The organism is Jannaschia maritima (assembly GCF_030973515.1).
Taxonomy (GTDB): domain Bacteria; phylum Pseudomonadota; class Alphaproteobacteria; order Rhodobacterales; family Rhodobacteraceae; genus Jannaschia; species Jannaschia maritima.
In genome coordinates this window covers 144,468-163,882 of record NZ_JARGZA010000001.1, presented here as the reverse complement: position 1 = coordinate 163,882, position 19,415 = coordinate 144,468, and the positions used below count along the sequence as shown (strand labels likewise).

The 19,415-nt window shown below is 68.8% G+C and carries 18 protein-coding genes and 2 tRNA genes; 12 read left to right on the top strand and 8 right to left on the bottom strand.

What is annotated here, in order from left to right; all coding sequences use genetic code 11:
• Nucleotides 1-71 precede the first annotated feature (71 nt).
• From P0084_RS00830 to P0084_RS00815, 4 genes are read left to right on the top strand one after another with little or no spacing between them, the layout of a single operon-like run.
• Nucleotides 72-389, top strand: a complete 318-nt coding sequence (locus P0084_RS00830) for a virulence factor (RefSeq protein ID WP_308914899.1) — start codon at nt 72-74, stop codon at nt 387-389.
• A complete protein-coding gene (locus P0084_RS00825) occupies nt 389-1,288 on the top strand; it encodes a methylenetetrahydrofolate reductase (RefSeq protein WP_308914898.1) in 900 nt (299 codons plus the stop codon). Before P0084_RS00830 ends, P0084_RS00825 begins: the two co-directional genes overlap by 1 nt.
• Nucleotides 1,285-2,274, top strand: a complete 990-nt coding sequence (locus P0084_RS00820) for a methyltetrahydrofolate cobalamin methyltransferase (RefSeq protein WP_308914897.1) — start codon at nt 1,285-1,287, stop codon at nt 2,272-2,274. The genes P0084_RS00825 and P0084_RS00820 overlap by 4 nt, the downstream gene beginning before the upstream one ends.
• A 22-nt stretch (nt 2,275-2,296) precedes the next feature.
• Nucleotides 2,297-4,291, top strand: coding sequence for an ASKHA domain-containing protein (locus P0084_RS00815; protein WP_308915055.1), 1,995 nt, complete (start codon nt 2,297-2,299; stop codon nt 4,289-4,291).
• A 321-nt stretch (nt 4,292-4,612) separates the two neighbouring features.
• On the opposite strand, the gene P0084_RS00810 is transcribed toward P0084_RS00815, so the two are convergent.
• From P0084_RS00810 to P0084_RS00800, 3 genes are read right to left on the bottom strand one after another with little or no spacing between them, the layout of a single operon-like run.
• Nucleotides 4,613-5,227 (bottom strand): CDP-alcohol phosphatidyltransferase family protein, encoded by a 615-nt coding sequence (locus tag P0084_RS00810; protein ID WP_308914896.1) that lies wholly within the window; start codon nt 5,225-5,227, stop codon nt 4,613-4,615.
• Nucleotides 5,228-5,260: 33 nt separating this feature from the next.
• Nucleotides 5,261-6,466 (bottom strand): organoarsenical effux MFS transporter ArsJ, encoded by a 1,206-nt coding sequence (arsJ, locus tag P0084_RS00805; RefSeq protein ID WP_308914895.1) that lies wholly within the window; start codon nt 6,464-6,466, stop codon nt 5,261-5,263.
• Nucleotides 6,463-7,455, bottom strand: a complete 993-nt coding sequence (locus P0084_RS00800) for an ArsJ-associated glyceraldehyde-3-phosphate dehydrogenase (RefSeq protein ID WP_308914894.1) — start codon at nt 7,453-7,455, stop codon at nt 6,463-6,465. Before P0084_RS00800 ends, arsJ begins: the two co-directional genes overlap by 4 nt.
• Before the next feature lie 100 nt (nt 7,456-7,555).
• On the opposite strand from P0084_RS00800, the gene P0084_RS00795 reads away from it, so the two are divergent.
• Nucleotides 7,556-7,645 (top strand) — tRNA-Ser (locus P0084_RS00795).
• Between the two features lie 18 nt (nt 7,646-7,663).
• On the opposite strand, the gene P0084_RS00790 is transcribed toward P0084_RS00795, so the two are convergent.
• Nucleotides 7,664-9,547 carry an alpha-amylase family protein gene (locus P0084_RS00790; protein WP_308914893.1) on the bottom strand — a complete coding sequence of 628 codons (1,884 nt, stop codon included), beginning with the start codon at nt 9,545-9,547 and terminating at the stop codon, nt 7,664-7,666.
• A 33-nt stretch (nt 9,548-9,580) separates the two neighbouring features.
• Nucleotides 9,581-9,654, bottom strand: a tRNA-Cys gene (locus P0084_RS00785).
• Between the two features lie 131 nt (nt 9,655-9,785).
• On the opposite strand from P0084_RS00785, the gene P0084_RS00780 reads away from it, so the two are divergent.
• Genes P0084_RS00780 through P0084_RS00770 form a run of 3 tightly spaced genes read left to right on the top strand, consistent with a single transcriptional unit; the run spans nt 9,786 to nt 12,404 of the window.
• A complete protein-coding gene (locus tag P0084_RS00780; protein ID WP_308914892.1) occupies nt 9,786-10,439 on the top strand; it encodes a protein-L-isoaspartate O-methyltransferase family protein in 654 nt (217 codons plus the stop codon).
• A gap of 27 nt (nt 10,440-10,466) precedes the next feature.
• Complete coding sequence (locus tag P0084_RS00775; protein WP_308914891.1) at nt 10,467-11,852, top strand: TolC family outer membrane protein; 1,386 nt, start codon at nt 10,467-10,469, stop codon at nt 11,850-11,852.
• A gap of 24 nt (nt 11,853-11,876) precedes the next feature.
• Nucleotides 11,877-12,404 (top strand): hypothetical protein, encoded by a 528-nt coding sequence (locus tag P0084_RS00770; protein WP_308914890.1) that lies wholly within the window; start codon nt 11,877-11,879, stop codon nt 12,402-12,404.
• A gap of 84 nt (nt 12,405-12,488) precedes the next feature.
• Here P0084_RS00770 and P0084_RS00765 read toward each other — a convergent pair whose 3' ends face one another.
• The gene (locus tag P0084_RS00765) at nt 12,489-12,818 is read right to left on the bottom strand and encodes a DUF6280 family protein (protein WP_308914889.1); all 330 of its coding nucleotides are present in this window, start codon (nt 12,816-12,818) and stop codon (nt 12,489-12,491) included.
• 238 nt (nt 12,819-13,056) lie between these two features.
• Between P0084_RS00765 and efp the strand changes: the two genes are divergently transcribed.
• The 3 genes from efp to P0084_RS00750 are packed head-to-tail and all read left to right on the top strand — an operon-like array spanning nt 13,057 to nt 15,952.
• On the top strand, nt 13,057-13,620 hold the full coding sequence (gene efp, locus P0084_RS00760) for an elongation factor P (RefSeq protein WP_308914888.1): 564 nt from the start codon (nt 13,057-13,059) through the stop codon (nt 13,618-13,620).
• A gap of 46 nt (nt 13,621-13,666) precedes the next feature.
• Nucleotides 13,667-15,118: a cobyric acid synthase gene (locus P0084_RS00755; RefSeq protein ID WP_308914887.1), complete on the top strand. Its 1,452-nt coding sequence runs from the start codon at nt 13,667-13,669 to the stop codon at nt 15,116-15,118.
• A 39-nt stretch (nt 15,119-15,157) separates the two neighbouring features.
• Nucleotides 15,158-15,952, top strand: coding sequence for a lytic murein transglycosylase (locus P0084_RS00750; RefSeq protein WP_308914886.1), 795 nt, complete (start codon nt 15,158-15,160; stop codon nt 15,950-15,952).
• Between the two features lie 22 nt (nt 15,953-15,974).
• Here the strand turns inward: P0084_RS00750 and P0084_RS00745 are convergent, their stop codons facing one another.
• Nucleotides 15,975-16,958 (bottom strand): GlxA family transcriptional regulator, encoded by a 984-nt coding sequence (locus P0084_RS00745; protein ID WP_308914885.1) that lies wholly within the window; start codon nt 16,956-16,958, stop codon nt 15,975-15,977.
• A gap of 128 nt (nt 16,959-17,086) precedes the next feature.
• Here P0084_RS00745 and P0084_RS00740 point away from each other — a divergent pair, with 128 nt between their 5' ends.
• Complete coding sequence (locus tag P0084_RS00740) at nt 17,087-18,448, top strand: class II 3-deoxy-7-phosphoheptulonate synthase (RefSeq protein ID WP_308914884.1); 1,362 nt, start codon at nt 17,087-17,089, stop codon at nt 18,446-18,448.
• A 91-nt stretch (nt 18,449-18,539) separates the two neighbouring features.
• On the opposite strand, the gene P0084_RS00735 is transcribed toward P0084_RS00740, so the two are convergent.
• Complete coding sequence (locus P0084_RS00735; RefSeq protein WP_308914883.1) at nt 18,540-19,247, bottom strand: PAS domain-containing protein; 708 nt, start codon at nt 19,245-19,247, stop codon at nt 18,540-18,542.
• Nucleotides 19,248-19,415 lie beyond the last annotated feature (168 nt).

Here is a 19,415-nt window from a genome sequence, read left to right as displayed (position 1 = left end):
GCCGCAATTTGCAGGCAGCCCCGATCCCCCCGGGACTAGAGGGGGCCATCGGACAAAGGGGGGGGCGCGCGATGCCTGCCGAAACAGCGAACGTCACGGTCGTGTATTGGCGCGACATCCCCGCCCAGGTGATCGTCGGCCAGGGCCGTCGCGCCGCCAAGGTGCAGCTCGGGGAACGGTTCGAGCAGGCCATCGACCGCGCCGCGATGCGGACCGGCGCGGCGGAAACGGACGCGTATCTCGCCGAATGGCGGAAGGTCCCGGACGGCACCGCGGACGGCGACGGGACCAGCGCCGCGAAGGCGCGCGCGGCGGAGATTGAGGCCGACTGGCCCGACCACCGGCTGCGGGCCGTCGCCCTCGCGGGCGGACGGGAGGGGGACGCCTGATGGCCTTGCTGAACTTCAAGCGCGACGACGCCGCCGACTCCACCCCGGCGGCGTTGGCCGCGTTCCTGCAGGGCTTCTCGATCGAGGTGATGCCGCGCACGGCGGAGAAGGTCGACGATTTCGGGGCGATCCTCCCCCATGGCACCCGGGTCTACATCGCCCATATCGACGGCACGCCGGTCGACGACATGGTCGCCACCGCCGCGCGGTTGCGAGCCGAGGGGATGGAGCCGATGCCGCACTTCCCCGCGCGCATCGTTCCGGACCGTGCGACCCTCCGCGACTGGATCGCCCGCTACCGTGGCGAGGCCGACATCCGTCAGGCCCTGATCCTGGCCGGCGGCGTGGACCGCCCGGCGGGCGAGTATGCGGATTCGATGCAGCTGTTGGGCAGCGGTGCGTTCGACGGGTTCGAGCGTCTGCACGTGGCCGGCCATCCCGAAGGGAACCGCGACATCGACCCCGACGGCGGCACGCTGACCGTGTCGAAGGCACTGGCATGGAAGCAGGCCTTCAGCGAACGCACGGATGCGCGGATGGCCCTCGCCACCCAGTTCTGCTTCGAGGCCGCCCCCGTGATCGAGTGGGCGCAGTCGATTAAGGCCGCGGGCATCGATCTTCCCGTGCATATCGGCGTCGCCGGACCCGCCAAGCTCCAGACCCTCATCAAGTTCGCCGTCGCCTGCGGGGTCGGACCGTCGCTGCGGGTCCTGCAACGCCGCGCGGCCGACGTCACGAAGCTGATCCGCCCCTTCGAGCCCACGGAGTTCGTGTCGGCCCTGGCCGAGCACAAGGCCGCCGATCCGTCCTTCGCGATCGAGGCCGTCCACGTCTTCCCGTTGGGCGGGATCGCTGCGTCCGCGGACTGGTTGTCCCGCCATACCGAGGAACATGCATGACCCGCACCGTCCTGGAATCGAAGTCGAAGACCGTCGTGATCGGCTTCGATGAGCCGTTCTGCGTGATCGGGGAGCGCATCAATCCGACGGGGCGCAAGAAGCTGGCCGCCGAGTTGGAGATGGACGACTTCTCGACCGTCGAGCGGGACGCCCTTGAGCAGGTCGCCTGCGGGGCGATGGTCCTCGACGTCAATTCCGGCGCCGTGTTCACCAACAAGATGGCGGAGGATCCGCGCTATGCGGACAACAACTTTGTCGAGCCTGCGCTGATGAAGCAGCTGGTGGAACGGGTCCAGGCGCTGGTCGACGTGCCGTTGTGCATCGACAGCTCCGTCCCCGGCGCGTTGGAGAACGGGCTCGCGGCCGCCGAAGGGCGCCCCCTGCTGAACAGCGTGACGGGCGAGGAGGAGCGGCTCGAACTCGTTCTGCCCCTGGTCAAGAAGTACGACGTCCCGGTCGTGGCGATCAGCAACGACGACACCGGCATCTCGGAGGACCCGGATGTCCGGTTCGCCGTGGCGAAGAAGATCGTCGAGCGGGCGGCCGACTTCGGCATCCCGGCGCACGACATCGTGGTCGACCCGCTCGTGATGCCGATCGGCGCGATGGCCACCGCGGGCCATCAGGTCTTCGCGCTGGTGCGCCGCCTGCGCGAGGAGCTGGGCGTCAACACCACCTGCGGCGCATCCAACATCAGCTTTGGACTCCCGAACCGTCACGGGGTAAACGCCGCGTTCCTACCGATGGCCATCGGGGCAGGCATGACGTCCGCGATCATGAACCCCGTCCGTTCTCAGGAGATGGAGGCGATTCACGCCGCCAACCTGTTGATGAACCACGACCCGAACGGCGGGACGTGGATCGGGTTCACCCGGATCCTCGACGCCGTGCGGGACGGGGCGACGTTCCCCGACGCCGCCAAGGCAGCCGCCGCGGCGAGCGGCGCGGGACGGGGAGGACGCCGTGGCGGACGGCGCCGCGCATAACGCGCAGGCACCCGCCACGGACGTGGCGGATTGCCTGATCGTCTTCACACCGTCGGGAAAGCGGGGTCGCGTCCCATCCGGGACGACCGTGCTGCAGGCGGCGCGCCGGTTCGGCGTAGACCTCGACTCCGTGTGCGGCGGCCGGGGCATCTGCTCCAAGTGCCAATGCAGCCCCGGTATCGGCACGTTCGCGAAGCACGGGGTGACCTCGCGCACCGACGCCCTGTCCGAACCCAATGCCGTCGAGGCGCGGTACGAGGCGAAGCGCGGGCTGCCGCCCGGACGACGCTTGGGCTGCCAAGCCGAGATCCGCGGAGACGTCGTCGTCGACGTCCCGCCCGAAAGCCAGTTGCACCGGCAGGTCATCCGAAAGGATGCCAGTGCCGCGACGATCAACATGGACCCCGCCACGCGCCTTCACATGGTGCGCGTGGCGGAACCGGACATGGACGCGCCCACCGGCGATCTGGAACGCCTCCGCACGGCCCTGGCGGAGCAATGGGACCTGCACGACCTGACCGTTCCCCTGTCGGTCCTGCGCGGGCTTCAGCGCACGCTGCGCAAGGGCGGCTGGACGGTGACCGTCGCCGTGAACCACGACGAGCGGTGCGTCGCGAGGATCTGGCCCGGTCTGCGGACCGACGCGCCCCTGGGTCTGGCCATTGATCTGGGATCGACGACCATCGCGGCCCATCTGTGCGACCTCGGCGACGGTCGGGTCCTCGCCTCCGGCGGGGTGATGAACCCGCAGATCCGCTTCGGCGAGGATCTGATGAGCCGGGTCAGCTATGCGATGATGAACCCCGGTGGCGCGGCGGAGATGCATTCCGTCGTCCGCGCCGCGATGGCCGACCTGTTGCGCGACCTGGCGGCGGAGGTCGAGCTGGACCCGGGCGACGTCACCGAGGCGGTGATCGTCTGCAACCCCGTCATGCACCATCTCCTTCTGGGCATCGACCCGGTGGAATTGGGACAGGCCCCGTTCGCCCTGGCCGCATCCGACGCGATGCGCCTGGCGTTGTCCGACGTGGGGCTGGACGGCGGGGCGCCCGGCGGACGGGTCTATCTGCTGCCCTGCATCGCCGGGCATGTCGGCGCGGACGCGGCGGCGGTCGCTCTGGCCGAAGCGCCCGATCGGTCGGAGGAGACGGTCCTGATCGTGGATGTCGGCACCAACGCCGAGTTGATCCTGGGCAACCGCGATCGGTTGCTTGCCTGCTCCTCGCCCACCGGTCCCGCCTTCGAGGGGGCGCAGATCTCGGCCGGCCAGCGCGCGGCGCCCGGCGCGATCGAGCGGGTCCGGATCGACCCCGCAACCGGCCTCCCGCGCTTCCAGGTCATCGGCACCGATCCGTGGTCCGACGATCCCGGCTTCGATGCGACCGTGACAGGCATCTGCGGGTCCGGCATCATCGAGGCCGTGGCCGAGATGCGGATGGCGGGCATCCTGGATCCGTCCGGCCTGATCGGTTCGGCGGAAGCCACCGGTTCGCCCCGATGCGTGCCGGACGGGCGCACGCATTCCTTCGTCCTGTGGGAGAGCGGCGATCGCCGTATCGCCGTGACGCAAGGGGATGTGCGTGCAATCCAACTGGCGAAGTCCGCCCTGTATGCCGGGGCGCGGCTGCTGATGGACGAGGCCGGGCTGGACCGCGTCGACCGGGTCACGCTGGCGGGCGCGTTCGGCGCGCACATCTCCGCCCACCACGCGCTCGTCCTCGGCATGATACCGGACGCGCCGGTCGCGAACGTCACCTCGGCGGGGAACGCGGCGGGGCACGGCGCGCGGGTCGCCTTGTGCGACCGCGGCGCTCGCCGTTACGTCGAGGCCCTCGTCCGGCGCATCACGAAGGTCGAGACGGCCGTCGCGCCGCGCTTCCAAGAGCATTTCGTGGCCGCGAACGCGATCCCCCATGCGACGGACCCCTTCCCGAACCTCCTCGCCGTAACGCCGCTGCCCGCGGTCTCGTTCGGGGCCGCGGCACAGGGCGGGCGCCGCCGCGGGCGACGCACCTGACCCCCTCGCCGCGTCGGCTCGCTGCGGTGCGGCAAAGATTCCTTCAATCGATCGGCCCCGAACGGGGGAAGTCGCGCCAAGTGTGACCGGGAGCGGCCGTGCGGAGCAAGGGGTCGTGCATACCAATGGGGATTGGGTTCCCGGACGTCCCCGGCGTCATCGTCGGACGGTGGTACGGCGCTGCGGACGTGGTCCGGCCCGTGTCTGCGATGCGTCTGCCTCGCGTCTGCCCTGCGTCGGACGGGATGCCCGATTCGCCGGCGCGAGGGCGGGGCACGGGGTCGCGGCCCGACCGGAGCGGGCGTCGGCCAAGTCGCCGGGTCAGGGGCGTCCGCCCGCCATCGCGCGCGCGTTCAGGACGCGGGCCGTGGCCGTCACCAGGCACAGGCCACCGAACAACCAGGCGAGCGCGGCGAACCAGGCCGGGACCAGGCAGACGACCGAAAGGAACAGGATCGTCTCCGCCCCTTCGAGCAGGCCGGCGGAGTAGTAGAGCGACTTGATCCCTTGGGCCGACGTCTCCAGGCCCCGCTTCTCCGCCAGGATAGCGAAGCCCAGGAAGGTCGCGCCGTTGACGTAGAAGGCGAACAGCAGGAACGCCGCGGGGACCGCGTTCGCGGAAGGGTCGAGCACCGCAAAGGCCAGGGGAACGACACCGTAGAACGCGAAGTCGCACACGATATCGAGGTAGCCCCCGAAATCCGTGCGCCGCGACGCCCGCGCCACGGCGCCGTCCAACCCGTCCAGCAGGCGCGACCCCAGGAGCGGCAGCAGCGCCCATTCGGGATGGCCCGCCGCGATCAGCCCCGCGGCCACCAGCCCTGCGATCAGGCCGCCCAGGGTGACGCCGTCCGCCGTCATGCCGCGTCGCGCCAAGCACCGGCCCAAGGCGTTCAGGGGCGGGTCGATCAAGGGGCGCAGGCGGGCATCGAACATGGGCCGCGCCCTGCCCCTCCCCGGCCTGCCGCGTCAAGACGCCCGCGCCGTCCCTGACGGGATCGTGCGCATCGCCGCCCCGGACAGCAGCGCCAATCCCACTGCGACGACGAGGGCCAGAGCCAGCCCACCCGCCCCATAGGCCAATCCCGACAGGACGGTCCCCAGCAGCCGTCCCGCTGCGTTCGCCATGTAGTAGAAGCCGACATCCATCGTGACGCGGTCCGCGCCGGCATAAGCGAGGATCAGGAAGCTGTGCAGCGACGAGTTGACGGCGAAGACCGCCCCGAAGACCAGCAGCCCCATGAGGACCGGGAGGACCGCGCCGGACGCGGCCGCGAAGGTCAGCATCGCGGTCAGGATGCCCAGCGCCACGGCCCAGAGGGCCCCGCCGCCGGCATCCGCGCGTCGCGCGATCCGCGGTGCCCCCGCCTGCACGGCGCCGTAGCCGATGATCCACAGGGCCATGAACCCGCCCGTCACGAAGAAGGCATCCGCCGTCCCGATCCGCGGCGCCAGGGCATCCGCGAGCCAGATGGGCAGGGCGACGACGAACCAGACGTCCCGGGCGGCGAACAGGAACAGACGCGCAACGCTCAGCCGGTTGATCCGGGGGTCGCCGCTGAAGACGTCGCGCAAAGCGGCGTCCTTGCGCCTGGCGATAAGATCGCCGGGCAGGAACGCCGTCACCGCGACGAGGATCGCCAGGAGCACGGCGGCCATGATCCAAAGCGACGCCGCGAACCCCACCGTCGCCAGGAGGGCCGCGCCGAGGAAGAAGCCCAAACCCTTGACCGCGTTCTTCGACCCCGTCAGCACGGCGACCCACCGGAACAGCCCCCCCCGCGGCGCCAGCAGCTTGACCGCCGACTTGGCGGAGGTCTTCGACAGGTCCTTCGCCACCCCCGACGCGCCCTGCACGAGCATGACGTAGGCCACGGACACGCCCACCGCCCAGGCGGGATCGAGGGCGGTCAGGGCCATCAACGCGACGACCTGCAAGGCCAACCCCGCCTTCAGCGTCGCGTTCAACCCGAACCGGGCGGCCAGCCAACCGGCCGTCAGGTTGGTGACGATGCCCGCGACCTCGTAGAGCACGAACAGCCATGCCAGCTGCAAAGGCGTGAAGCCCAACCGGTGGAAGTGCAGAAGGACGAGCATCCGCAGGGCGCCGTCGGTCAGCATGAAGGCCCAATAGGCCCCCGTCACGGCGCCATAGGCCCGCAACGACGACGTCATCCGGCGATCATCCGCGCGATGTCGGCCATCCGGACGGTGTACCCCATCTCGTTGTCGTACCAGACGTACAGCTTTAGATGCGTGCCGGCGACCACCCGCGTCATCGCGGCGTCCACGATCGCGGATCGGCGATCGCCCCTGTAGTCCGACGACACCAGCGGCATGTCCTCCAGGCCGACGATCCCATCCATCGGACCGCGCGCGGCTTCCCGGAAGGCGTCGTGGACGGCCTCCACGTCGGTCGGGCGGTCCAACTCGAACGCGCAGTCGGTCAGGGACCCGTTCAGGACAGGCACGCGCACGGCGTGGCCGGTCAGTCGGCCTTCCAGGTCCGGGAAGATCCGCATGATCGCCGTGGCGGAGCCGGTGGTGGTGGGGATCAGGTTCAGGAGGGCGGAGCGCGCGCGGCGCGGGTCCCCGTGGGGCCGGTCCACGATGGTCTGGGTGTTCGTGACGTCGTGGATGGTCGTGAAGCTGCCGTGCCGCAGGCCGAACCGCTCCCGAAGGACGGCCACGACCGGGGCGAGGCAGTTCGTCGTGCAGCTGGCTGCCGTCACCAGCCGCTGCGACCCGTCGTAGAGGTGGTGGTTCACCCCATATACCAGGTTCAGCGCGTCCCCGCCGCCGACGGGGGCGGAGACGAGGACGGTCCCGACGCCCGCCCGCCAGTAGGGTTCGATCCGTTCGGAGGTCTTGAACACCCCCGTGCAGTCCAGCACCAGATCCACGCCGTCCAGGGGCAGGTCCGCGATGGCGGTCTCGCACGACCACGGCATCCGTCGCCCGTCGATCACGAGGGCGTCGCCGTCCGCCTCCACCGTGCGGTGCCATCGGCCGTGAACGCTGTCGCGTTCGAGCATGTGGGCATGGGTCGCGGCGTCGCCCACGGCGTCGTTGACCCCCACGAGGTCGATCCCCCCGGGCCGGTCCAGAAGCTCGCGCAGCAACAGCTTGCCGATCCGACCAAGTCCGTTCAGGAACACCCGCATGTCGTCACCCCGTCGCTTCCGTCCGCGCGCCTAGGCGCCGGGCATGACGGTAGCATGACACTTCCCTCCCCCGTCCGGCTTCTGTACCGATCCCCCATCCGGGGGTGTGGCCGAGCGGTCGAAGGCACCGGTCTTGAAAACCGGCAGGCGGGAAACCGTCTCGTGGGTTCGAATCCCACCGCCCCCGCCATTCCCGACCGGCCGTCCGTCAGCGAAGCCAGATCCGGGCCTGCGGCGGCAGATGGACGTGACCGTCCGCATGGGCCACCGCCCCGTCCGACAGGGCGTCATGGAACGCGGTGACCCCGTTCGCCGACAGCCATTCGGTCGATACGCCGCGCCAGCCGTCGGCGACGTTGAACAGGCAGATCAAGGGGCCCGTCGGCGCGTCCCGCTTGAAGGCGAACAGCGCCGCGTCGGGGGGGTGCAGGATGACGCACGGCACGCTGCCGTCCAGTTCGCGCGTCGCGGCGCGCCGGGCGATCAGGTGGCGGATCCCCGCGAACACCCGTGCCGCGGGACCGTTTCCGCCCGAACCGACCGCGACTGCGGCGTCCCAGACCATCGCGGGCCGGTGGAGCCACCGGCTGTCGTGCGCCTTCGTCGGATCGTCGCGGTAGTCATAGTCGTTCGTCAACGCCAGTTCGTCGCCCATGTAGATCAGCGGGATCCCCCCGAAGCTGGCGATGATCGCATGCCCCATCACAATGCGGTGGACCGCCTGGTCGATGGCGTCCGCGTCGCCTTCGGCCAAGGCCCGCTCCAACCCCGCGAGCGAGGCGGTCGTGCCGCTGATCCGCTTATCGCCGGTCGCCGGGTTCTCCTGAAACAGGGCGCCGCGCGCGAAGCTGCCCGGGAAGGTGCCGTCGTAGAAGTCGGACAGGAACGCCCGATGCGCGGCCCCGCCCAGGCCCACGGCGGAAGCATCCTCGTCCGTGACGGCCCAGCCGATGTCGTCGTGGCACCGCAGATAGGTGGCATAGGTGGCGTTGGGCAACGCGACGGGGAAGTGCGTGTCCAGCACGTGGGTCATCAGGCCCGCGTCGCGGGTCGCCATCGCGGACCAGATCTGCACCATCAGGCTGTTGTGGTAGGCCAGGTTGCCTTCGCGCCCGGCATGCGCGCCCTGCCCGAGATAGGTCAGCATCTCGGCAGGTCCGACGATGGCCTCCTCCAGGTGGATGGTGGCGGGCGTGGCGATCCGGCCGACGGCGCGCAGGGCATGCAGGATCATGTGGACCTCCGGCTCCGACTGGCAGCGGGTGCCGAGCCGCTTCCACAGGAACGCGACCGCGTCGAAGCGCAGGACGTCCACCCCGCGGTTCGCCAGGAACAGCATGACGCGCGCCATTTCCAGGAAGACCTGCGGATTGGACCAGTTCAGATCCCATTGGTGCGCGTTGAAGGTCGTCCAGACCCATCGTTCCATCACCGGACACCAAGTGAAGTTCCCCGGCGCGGTGTCGGGAAAGACCTCGTCCAGCGTCGCCTCCCAGCGGTCCGGATCCGTGCGGTCGGGAAAGGTGTGGTAGAAGTCGGCATAGGCGTCCTGCCCTTCGCGCGCGCGGACGGCCCAGTCGTGTTCGCGTGCGGTGTGGTTCAGCACCATGTCGAGGCACACGACGATCCCCCGGTCGTGGCAGGCTTCGATCACCGCCTCGAGGTCGTCCATCGTACCGAGGCGGGGATCGACGCGGCGATAGTCGCGGACCGAGTACCCGCCATCCGCATCCCCGTCCCGCGGCATCAGGCAGGGCATCAGGTGAACGTAGGTGATCCCGAGATCGACGAGATAGTCGAGACGGTCGACGACCCCGCGCAGGTCGCCCGCGAACAGGTCGACGTAGAAGACGTAGCCGCACATTCCCGGGCGTTGGAACCAGTCGGGCTGGAGGTCGCGTTCGAGGTCCCGTCGCTTCAGCCGCCCGCTGCGCGCGCCCCACGCATCCGCTAGCGCGCTTCGCAATTCCGCGACGAATGCATCGAAGCCGGGATGATCGCCGTACAGCCGTTCCAGCCATGGCCAAAGGTCGTCCGCGCTGCGGTCCATGCGCATCGCGAACAGGTCGTCGTCGGTCACGAAGGTCGCCATGGCCCATCCAGATCGTCCGCACCGGCGGAGACTTGGAGGCGAGTACCGGAATCGAACCGGTGTACACGGATTTGCAATCCGCTGCGTCACCACTCCGCCAACTCGCCGGCCTTGGGTGTGGCATCGGCTCTACGCGGATCGGCGGACCTTCGCAAGCGGGGCGATCGACGTTGCGCACCTCCGGGCATCGTGCAATCTGCGGATGCGACGCAACTAAACCGATGGGTTCGGAACCGGCATGGCGGACATGGCACGACTTCGGCAGGTGATGGTCGACACGCAGGTCCGTCCGTCGGACGTGACCAAGTTCCCGATCATCGCCGCGATGCTGGACGTCCCCCGCGAGGCCTTCGTCCCGTCCGCGCAAAGGGACGTCGCCTATAGCGAGACGCCGCTGCCCCTGGGCGACGGGCGCGAGATGCTGGAGCCGCGGACGCTGGCCAAGCTGCTCGACCTGCTGGACGTCGAGCGGGAGGACGACGTCCTCGTGATCGGGGGCAACCTGGGCTATTCGACTGCCCTTCTGGCGCACATGGCGCGATCGGTCGTGTCGATCGAATGCGACGACGCGATGGTCGGGGAGGCCGAGGCCGCGCTGACGGGCCTGGGCGTCGACAACGCCGTCGTGCTGTGCGCGCCCCTGACGGACGGCAAGCCCGATGCGGCGCCGTTCGACGTCATTCTGATCGAGGGCGCGGTCATGCGCTTTCCCGACGTCCTCTTGGACCAGCTGGCGGAAGGCGGCCGCATCGTCGCGATCGTCCAGGGCGACGCCGTGGGGGAAGCGCGGATCGGCATCAAGTCGGAGGGGCGGATCGGCTGGCGCTATGCCTTCAACGCGGATGGCCCGGTGCTGCCCGGCTTCGCGGTGGAACGGCAATTCGCACTCTGAGACGACAGCATCCGGGGGGACGCGCGCATGGCGGGATGGATCGGGCATAGATTGGCGGCAGCCGTGGTGGGAACCGCGATGGCGATGGCGCAGCCGATGCCCGCCTGGGCCCAGAGCCTCACGGACGCCCTGATCCTGGCCTATGATTCCAGCAACATCCTCGAGCAGCAGCGCGCCCTCTTGCGCGGGCTCGACGACGATGTCGCCGTCGCGGTCGCGGCCCTGCGCCCCACGCTGAGCTATCGGGGCACGGCGGGGATCGACTACGACGACGTCCGGGGCAACTCGTCGAATGCGACGTTGGGGGTGGTCCTCGACTATACGATCCTCGACGGCGGGCAGCGGGCGTTCCGGATCGGCGCGGCGAAGGAAGCGGTCTTGGCCGCGCGGTGGAACCTGGTGCAGTTCGAGCAGGAGGTCCTGCTGCTCGCGGTCGACGCCTATCTGAACCTGGTCCTGGCCGCCCGGATCGTGGATGTCCGCGAAAGCAACCTCCGCCTGCTCGACACGCAGCTGGCCGCGGCCCGTGACCGGTTCGAGGTGGGCGAGGTGACGCGCACCGACGTGTCTATCGCGGAGGCGCGCCGGGCGGCCGCGCGGTCGGCCCTGGCGGCGGCACGGGGACAGGTGGATATCCAACGCGAGCGTTATCGCCTGGCGACGGGTCACCTACCGGGGGCGAACCTTCAGGGCATGATCCCCACGCCCGAGCTGCCGCCGACGGTCGAACGGGCCCAAGCGTTGGCGGTGCAGATCAACCCGACGATCAAGTCGTCGCAGCACGACATCACCGCCTCGCGGCTCCTCGTGCAGATCGCGGACGCCGCGCGGCGGCCGACCCTGTCGTTCCAGGGCAATGCCGGCGTGGCCTCCCGCGGGGTGGAGAACGCGGGCATCGGCCTGGACGTGCGCGGTCCGATCTACGACGGGGGCGCGATCTCCGCCCGGACGCGCAATGCGATCGCAGGCCTCCAGGCCCGGCAGGCGGGCTTGCTGCAGCAGGCCCGCGCCGTGACCGACAACGTCGGGCAGGCCTGGGCCTTCCTGCAGATCGCGCGCGCGCAGGTCATCGCCTCGAACGAGCAGGTGAGGTCGGCGCAGCTCGCGTTCGAAGGGTTCCGCGAGGAGGCGCTGCTCGGCGCGCGCACGACCCTCGACGTCCTGGATGCGGAGCAGGAGTTGCTGGATGCCCGCACGGCAAGACTGGAAGCGCAGACGGAGGCCGAACTGGCCGTGTACCGGGTGATGGCCGCCATCGGGCTGCTGACGACCGACCACCTGGGCCTGCGCGTCGAACGCTACGACCCGTCGCGGTACTACAACGCCGTGCGCACCGCCCCGACGACGCGGCCGACGCAATCGGTCCAGGGGTCTCGGCTCGACCGCGTCCTGCAACGGTTCGGTCGCGACTGACCAACCACCGGCGGCGGAGGTGCCATGGCTCGTACCCGCGATCCCGACGATGTCCTGAAGTCGATCCGTCGTCTGGTCGCCGACCATGGCAGCCGGAACGGTCCGGATGCCCCGGAGCGGCTGATCCTCGATGCCGACCGTCGGGTCGTGGAACCGGAGGATCCGTTCCAGACGATCGATGCGGTCGACGACGAGGAAGGCAGCGACGAGGGCGAGGCACCGACGCCCGCCTTCACGTCGTATCGGAACGCCCCCGAGGGGGAACCCGCCGAAAGCCCACTCGTCCTCGACAAACCCCTGTCGGAGCCTGAAACCCAAGACGGACCGGAGGGGACCGACATTCCCGGAGAAACGGACGTCGCGCCTTCGCAACAGGATGTGGTGCCATCGTCCGTCCCCGCCGCGCTGGACGAGGACGCGCTTCGACGCATGGTGGCGGAGGCCGTGCGGGCCGAGCTGACCGGGTCCTTCGGACCCCGTGTCCTAAACAACATCCGAAAGCTCGTCCGACGGGAGGTGCGCGCCAATCTCGCGCAGGACAGCCTGGACTGAGGGGGGTCGGGATCGTCCGTTCGCTGGAAACGAAGACGGCCGCCCCGGAGGCGGCCGTAACGCGTGTCGTTCCCTATACCCGCGTCAGGCGGCCTTCATCGCCTCCGCCAGCTCCGCCGCCTGGCGACGTTCGCTCTCCTCGCGCGACAGCGCGACGGAGGTCCGCACGCCACGACCGACGAACTCCATCAGCCCGTTGACGACACGCTCAGTCGGGTCGATGCCGGCACAGGACAAAACCTCGCGCCCATCGCGGGAGCGTGCCCACCGGGCGATCTGTTCCGGCCCGTTGTTGAACTTCTTGTCGTCCGCAATCGCATCGTCCAGAGCGGCGAGAACGACGGCGGCAAACAGCTTCCTGGCCCGCTGGCCCTGTTCGAAATTGTATGCCGTAGCGTCGACGAGGTCGCTCATGCCGCACTCCATGATGTTATGGCCTGGATCGTTGCGTGTCCCTAACATGACAACCAAGTGTCTGTCATGCGTTTCTCGAATACCCCACTTGCATTCGGTGCAACAATACGGGCGTGGGTGGATGGTTCATGGCGAGTTAATGGCGCGGGAGTGTCGTTCAAGGGGCCGCGGGAACACCTTGTCCGTTGCTGCCTGGGGGGATAACGCGGGCGTCGCACGCAAATATGGGGAGCGCCCGATGCCCAGGATCAACGGAAACGAGATACGACCGGGGAACGTATTGGAGCATCAGGGGGGCCTGTGGTCCGCGGTCAAGGTCGATCATGTCAAGCCCGGGAAGGGCGGTGCCTTCGCACAGGTCGAGCTGCGGAACCTGCGCAACGGAAGCAAGCTGAACGAACGGTTTCGTTCGGCCGACAAGGTGGAGCGGGTCCGCCTGGAACAGAAGGACCAGCAGTTCCTCTACGAGACGGACGGCAAGCTGGTCTTCATGGATACCGACACGTTCGAGCAGGTCGAGCTCGACGCGGAGATCCTGGGCGAACGGCGTCCCTTCCTGCAGGACGGAATGATGGTCCAGATCGAGTACCACGATGCGGAAGCGCTGAACGCGTCGCTGCCGCAAAAGGTGACCTGTATCATCACCGAGACGGAACCGGTGGTGAAGGGCCAGACCGCCGCGAACAGCTTCAAGCCCGCGATGCTGGACAACGGCGTCCGCGTCATGGTGCCGCCCTTCGTCGGCGAAGGCGAGGCCATCGTCGTGAACACCGAGACGATGGAGTATTCCGAGCGCGCGTGAGGTTGGCGCGAAACCGTCCCCGTCGTATCGGCAGCAGGACGACGCCGTGACTCGCGCGATCATGATCCAGGGGACGGGATCGAACGTCGGCAAGTCCGTCCTCGTCGCGGGTCTCTGTCGGCATTTCGCGAATGCGGGGCTCCGGGTGCGGCCGTTCAAGCCGCAGAACATGTCGAACAACGCCGCCGTGACGGCCGATGGCGGCGAGATCGGGCGCGCGCAGGCCTTGCAGGCGCAGGCCTGCCGGGTGGACGCCCGGACGGACATGAACCCCGTCCTCCTGAAGCCGGAGGGGGAGACCGGGTCCCAGGTCGTGGTGCAGGGGACGCGCTGGGCGACCGTGCGGGCCCGGGACTATGCCGCGATGAAGCCGCGGCTTCTGGCGGCGTGCCTGGAAAGCTTCCGACGCCTGCGAGAGGACGCCGACCTGATCGTGGTGGAGGGCGCGGGCTCGCCGGCGGAGATCAACCTTCGGGCGGGCGACATCGCGAACATGGGATTCGCGGAAGCCGCGGCCTTACCTGTTATCCTCGCAGGCGACATCGATCGTGGCGGGGTCATCGCGCAATTGGTCGGGACCCATGCCGTCCTGCCCGAGGGGGACCGTTCACGCATCGCGGCGTTCCTCGTCAACAAGTTCCGCGGGGACGTCAGCCTATTCGCGGAGGGCGAGCATGCCATCGCCGATCGGACCGGCTGGCACGCCCTCGGGACCGTACCCTGGTTCCAACGGGCCGCGACCCTTCCGGCGGAGGATATCCTCGACATACGATCGACCCACCGGGTCGGCGCCTTCCGGATCGCGGTGCCCCGGCTGGATCGGATCGCCAATTTCGACGACCTGGACCCGCTGTCCGCCGATCCTGCGGTGTCGGTCGACGTGGTCGCCCCCGACAGTCCCCTGCCCGTCTGCGACCTGGTCCTGATACCCGGATCGAAGGCCACGATCGCCGACTTGGCCGCGTTCCGGCGCAACGGTTGGGACGTGGATCTGGCGGCGCATGTCCGACGCGGCGGCGCGGTGCTGGGGCTTTGCGGGGGATATCAGATGCTGGGACGGACGATCTCGGACCCCGAGGGGTTGGAAGGGCCCCCGCAGACGGTCGCGGGATTGGGCCTGCTGGACGTTCACACGCGGATGTCCGCGAACAAGTCGGTGCGCCGCATGGTCGCGCGACACCCCGGCACCGGCACCGACCTTCAGGGCTACGAGATACATCTCGGCCGGACGGAAGGCCCCGATACCGCCCACGGCTGGCTGATCCAGGAGGACGTCGTCGCTGGCGCCGCGAGCGGAACCGGACGGATCATGGGGTGCTATCTGCACGGTCTGTTCGCGTCGGACGCGTTTCGTCAGGCCTTCCTCGCCGGATTGGGGGCCGCGCCGACCGCGTTCTCCCATGCCGCCTCCGTGGACACGACGCTCGACGAACTGGGCGAGCATCTCGCGGATTGCCTGGACCTCGACCTGCTATACGGTTTGACCGCCCCCGTCTGATCGCGGCAATGTCCTGACCGATCCGTTGGAGGAACAGACATGCGAACATTCATTCTGGGCGCCGCCCTTAGCCTTGCCGCCCTGCCCGCCCTGGCCGCCCAATGCGGCAACGACGCGTCCGGCTTTGAACGCTGGAAGCGCGACTTCGCCGCCGAGGCCGCGGCCGCGGGCGTGGGGCAGCGCGGATTGCAGGCGCTGGCGAACGCACGCTATTCAACGCGCACGATCAGCGCGGACCGCAACCAGACGGGCGTCCGCTACGCCCTGGACGACTTCATCCGCATCCGGCTGGGGTCGCTGGACGGGTTCGCCGCGCAGGCTCGGCAACGGTTGGACCGCAACCGCGGGTTCTTTCAGTCGCTGGAGGCCCGCTATGGCGTGCCCGCCGGGATCCTTCTGGCGATCCACGGAATGGAGACCGGGTTCGGACGCAACATGGGATCCACCCCCGTGGTCAGTTCGATCACGACCGTGGCATACGATTGCCGCCGGTCCGGCTTCTTCACGCCGCACGCCATCGCCGCCCTGCAGATGGTGGACCGGGGGATGCTGTCGGCGAACCAGGTGGGTGCCTTCCACGGCGAGTTGGGGCATACGCAGTTCCTGCCGGGCAATGCCATGCGCTATGGCGCGGATGGCAACGGCGACGGTCGCGTCGACTTCTACGACATGGCGGATGCGATGGCGTCGACTGCGAACTACCTGCGGCAGAAGGGCTGGCGCCCGGGGGAGTCGTTCCAGCAAGGGACGCACAACTTCCGCGTCCTCGACGAATGGAACGCGGCCACCGTGTACCAGCAGGCGATCGCGTTGGCGGCCGAACGGATCCGCTGACGCGGCATCGGCGCAGGCGCCGTCAGGACGCCTTCGTCGACCCTTGGGCCCCGCGTTCGCGGTACGGGGTCGTCTGGTACATCGCCCGATAGCACTTCGAGAAGTGCGATGGCGACGTGAACCCGCAGGCCAGCGCTATGTCGATGATCGACATATCGGTCTGCATCAGCAGGTTGCGTGCGCGGGTCAATCGCAGCTCCATGTAGTACCGCTTGGGGCTGCGGTTCAGATAGCGGCGGAACAGGCGTTCCAGTTGCCTGGTCGACATCCCGACATCGGCGGCCAGCAGGGACGGGCTGACCGGTTCCTCGATCGTCTCCTCCATCGCCTCGATCACGGCCGACAGCCGGGGGTGGCGGACGCCGATGCGCGCGGGGATCGAAAGGCGCTGGCTGTCGCGGTCCGTGCGGATCGAGGAATAGATCATCTGATCCGCGACGATCCCGGCGAAGGCATCGCCTTGGTGCTGCGCCACGATGTGGAGCATCAGGTCGATGGCCGCCGTCCCGCCGGCGGAGGTCATGATCTTGCCGTCGATCGTGTAGACGGACCGGGTCAGCTCGATGTCCGGGAAGGCTTCGAGGATGCCGTTGTAGTTCTCCCAGTGGATCGTCGCGCGCTTCCCGTCGAGCAGCCCCGCCTGCCCCAACACATGGGCGGCGGTGCACAGCCCCGCGATCGGAACGGCGTTGCGGGCCTCCCGGCGGAGCCATGCGATCAGGCGCTTGCTGGCCGCATTCTTCACGTCCACGCCCGATACGAGGACGATGGTGTCGTCCCGATGCGTTTGCGGCAGGTCGCCGTCCAGCACGAAGGTCGCCCCCGCCGCGCCCGTGGCGGTCCCTCCGCCATCGGCCGTCAGGGTCCAGCTGTACAAGGGGTGGCCGGCGATGTGGTTCGACAGCCGCAGCGCATCCAGGGCGCCCGCCAGGCTGAGCAGGGAGAAATTGGGAAGCAGCACGAAGACGAAGTGCCGCGGATTGCCGTCTCGTACCGTGTCCAACATGCCCCTCCCGCGATCGCCGGCCATTGGAACCAGCGATGGCCGTTGGCCGCAAGGGACGGCGTTCGCGTCTGGCGAAGGCGCCACCGGTGCGCTAGGCAACCGCCCGGGGACATTTCGGAGGGAACAGAATGACCTGGCAGAAGTCCGATTGGCGCGCGAAACCGCGGGTTCAGATGCCCGATTATCCCGATGCCGCGGCGTTGGCGGACGTGGAACGCAAGCTGTCGACGTACCCGCTGCTGGTCTTCGCCGGCGAGGCGCGTCAGCTTAAGACCGATCTGGCCGCCGCCGGGCGGGGCGAGGCGTTCCTGCTGCAGGGGGGCGATTGCGCGGAAAGCTTCGCGGCGTTCAACTCGGACGCGATCCGGGACACGTTCAAGGTCATGCTTCAGATGGCGATGGTCCTGACCTTCGGCGCGAAGGTGCCGGTGGTGAAGGTGGGACGCATGGCCGGCCAGTTCGCCAAGCCCCGATCCGCGGCGACCGAGACCGTGAACGGCGTCGAGCTTCCGAGCTATCGCGGGGACATCATCAACGATCTGGACTTCACCCCCGCCGCGCGGATCCCGGATCCGGCGAAGATGCTGCAAGCCTATACCCAGGCGGCGGGCACGCTGAACCTCCTCCGCGCGTTCTCGAAGGGGGGCTATGCGGACGTCCATCAGGTCCATGCCTGGACGCTGGGCTTCGCGGAGGGCGAGCGGGCGGCGCAGTACCGTGACATGGCGAACCGGATCCAGGACACGCTGGACTTCATGGCGGCCGCGGGCTTCACGGCGGAAACGAATGCCGAATTGTCGACGGTGGACTTCTATACCAGCCACGAGGCGCTTCTGCTGGAATACGAGGAAGCGCTGTGCCGCCGCGACAGCCTGACGGGGCACTGGGTGGCAGGGTCCGGCCACATGATCTGGATCGGCGACCGCACGCGGCAGCCGGACGGTGCGCATGTCGAGTTCGCCCGCGGCGTCCTGAATCCCATCGGGCTGAAGTGCGGTCCTTCGATGAACACCGACGACCTGAAGCGGTTGATCGAGCGCCTGAACCCGGCGAACGAGATGGGTCGGTTGACGCTGATCGCCCGTTTCGGGGCGGGCAAGGTCGAGGAACACCTGCCCCGGCTCATCCGGACCGTCGAGGACGAAGGCGCGAACGTCGTCTGGGTCTGCGACCCGATGCACGGCAACACGATCAAATCAGATTCGGGTTACAAGACGCGGCCGTTCCAATCCGTCCTCGCGGAGGTGCAGGAGTTCTTCGGCGTCCATCGCGGCGCGGGCACCACTCCGGGCGGCGTGCACTTCGAGATGACGGGCGCGGACGTGACGGAATGCACGGGCGGCGTGCGCGCCGTCACGGACGAGGATCTGTCGGACCGCTACCACACCGCGTGCGATCCCCGTTTGAACGCATCCCAATCGCTCGAACTGGCGTTCCTGGTGGCCGAGGAGCTTCAGGGCCTCCGGGAGGTCCGGCGCGCCGCGTCCTAACGCGCAGCGGATCAGGCGCCCCCGAGGGGAACCCGGGGGCGCCGCGATATGCCGGCGACGTCCGCGGATGCAGGGCCGGTCACTGGTCCCGTCATTTCACCACTCGCAACCAAGGTACGTCCGTCGGGGCGGTCGCGGCCTTCGCGGCCGCGACGTGGTGCGGTCGCATGCGCTGCAGCTCCTCCTCCAGCCAGGCGTCGCCTACGACGGTCCCGGCCGCGGTCTGTTCAGGAACGGGCACCTGCCGGGACGGTGCCGCCACGGGGGCCAGGTTCTGCCGCAGGATGGAGAAGCGCCGTGGCTCGCCCGTTACGATGCGTTCGGGGACCAAAACCGCCAAGGCCTTGCTGACGTCGTCACGTCGGTCGCGCAGGGGCAGGATCAGTAGGCGCGCCGCGAGCGTCCCCTCCGCGTTCTCCGACAGGAGGTCCAGTTCCAGCGTGGCGGGGGTGGTGAAGACCTGTTCCACCACTTCGATGGCCTGGCTGCGCTGCAGCAGGTCGAAGAAGGCACGCACCGGCAAGCCTCGCGTCTCCATGCCCATCAAGGCATTCGGAACGCGGCCGGACAGCCGGACGCGAACGGTGCCGGGACGCGCGCGGTCCAGGATCATCGAGTGCCCCAGGATGAGGGACATAGCCCGAGGCTCCAACGCTTCGCGCAACGGCAATGCGGTGCCGCGGCGAAGGCCGGTCCAATAGCGCCACGCTTCCTCCAGCACGGGCGACGTCCGCGCCATCCGTTCGCCCGTCATGTCGTGCAGTCGATCGTTCCAATTCATTCCGTCTTCGATCCCCATCGTCGGCTCCTCGTCCTGGGATCGACGCAATTCCGCCATCCCGTCTACACCCACGAAGACAATAAGGCGGGTGGGACCGAAAATCGCCATCTTCCTTACCAGGTGGTTAACGCACCGACGCCTTGTCGGGGACGGGGCCGGCGTGTAGGTCGCCGAGGCGCAAATCAT

Coding starts and splice junctions, on each gene's coding strand:
- P0084_RS00830 (WP_308914899.1), top strand. CDS start 72: ATGCCTGCCGAAACAGCGAACGTCACGGTCGTGTATTGGCGCGACATC.
- P0084_RS00825 (WP_308914898.1), top strand. CDS start 389: ATGGCCTTGCTGAACTTCAAGCGCGACGACGCCGCCGACTCCACCCCG.
- P0084_RS00820 (WP_308914897.1), top strand. CDS start 1,285: ATGACCCGCACCGTCCTGGAATCGAAGTCGAAGACCGTCGTGATCGGC.
- P0084_RS00810 (WP_308914896.1), bottom strand. CDS start 5,227: ATGTTCGATGCCCGCCTGCGCCCCTTGATCGACCCGCCCCTGAACGCC.
- arsJ (WP_308914895.1), bottom strand. CDS start 6,466: ATGACGTCGTCGTTGCGGGCCTATGGCGCCGTGACGGGGGCCTATTGG.
- P0084_RS00800 (WP_308914894.1), bottom strand. CDS start 7,455: ATGCGGGTGTTCCTGAACGGACTTGGTCGGATCGGCAAGCTGTTGCTG.
- P0084_RS00790 (WP_308914893.1), bottom strand. CDS start 9,547: ATGGCGACCTTCGTGACCGACGACGACCTGTTCGCGATGCGCATGGAC.
- P0084_RS00780 (WP_308914892.1), top strand. CDS start 9,786: ATGGCGGACATGGCACGACTTCGGCAGGTGATGGTCGACACGCAGGTC.
- P0084_RS00775 (WP_308914891.1), top strand. CDS start 10,467: ATGGCGGGATGGATCGGGCATAGATTGGCGGCAGCCGTGGTGGGAACC.
- P0084_RS00770 (WP_308914890.1), top strand. CDS start 11,877: ATGGCTCGTACCCGCGATCCCGACGATGTCCTGAAGTCGATCCGTCGT.
- P0084_RS00765 (WP_308914889.1), bottom strand. CDS start 12,818: ATGAGCGACCTCGTCGACGCTACGGCATACAATTTCGAACAGGGCCAG.
- efp (WP_308914888.1), top strand. CDS start 13,057: ATGCCCAGGATCAACGGAAACGAGATACGACCGGGGAACGTATTGGAG.
- P0084_RS00750 (WP_308914886.1), top strand. CDS start 15,158: ATGCGAACATTCATTCTGGGCGCCGCCCTTAGCCTTGCCGCCCTGCCC.
- P0084_RS00745 (WP_308914885.1), bottom strand. CDS start 16,958: ATGTTGGACACGGTACGAGACGGCAATCCGCGGCACTTCGTCTTCGTG.
- P0084_RS00740 (WP_308914884.1), top strand. CDS start 17,087: ATGACCTGGCAGAAGTCCGATTGGCGCGCGAAACCGCGGGTTCAGATG.
- P0084_RS00735 (WP_308914883.1), bottom strand. CDS start 19,247: ATGGGGATCGAAGACGGAATGAATTGGAACGATCGACTGCACGACATG.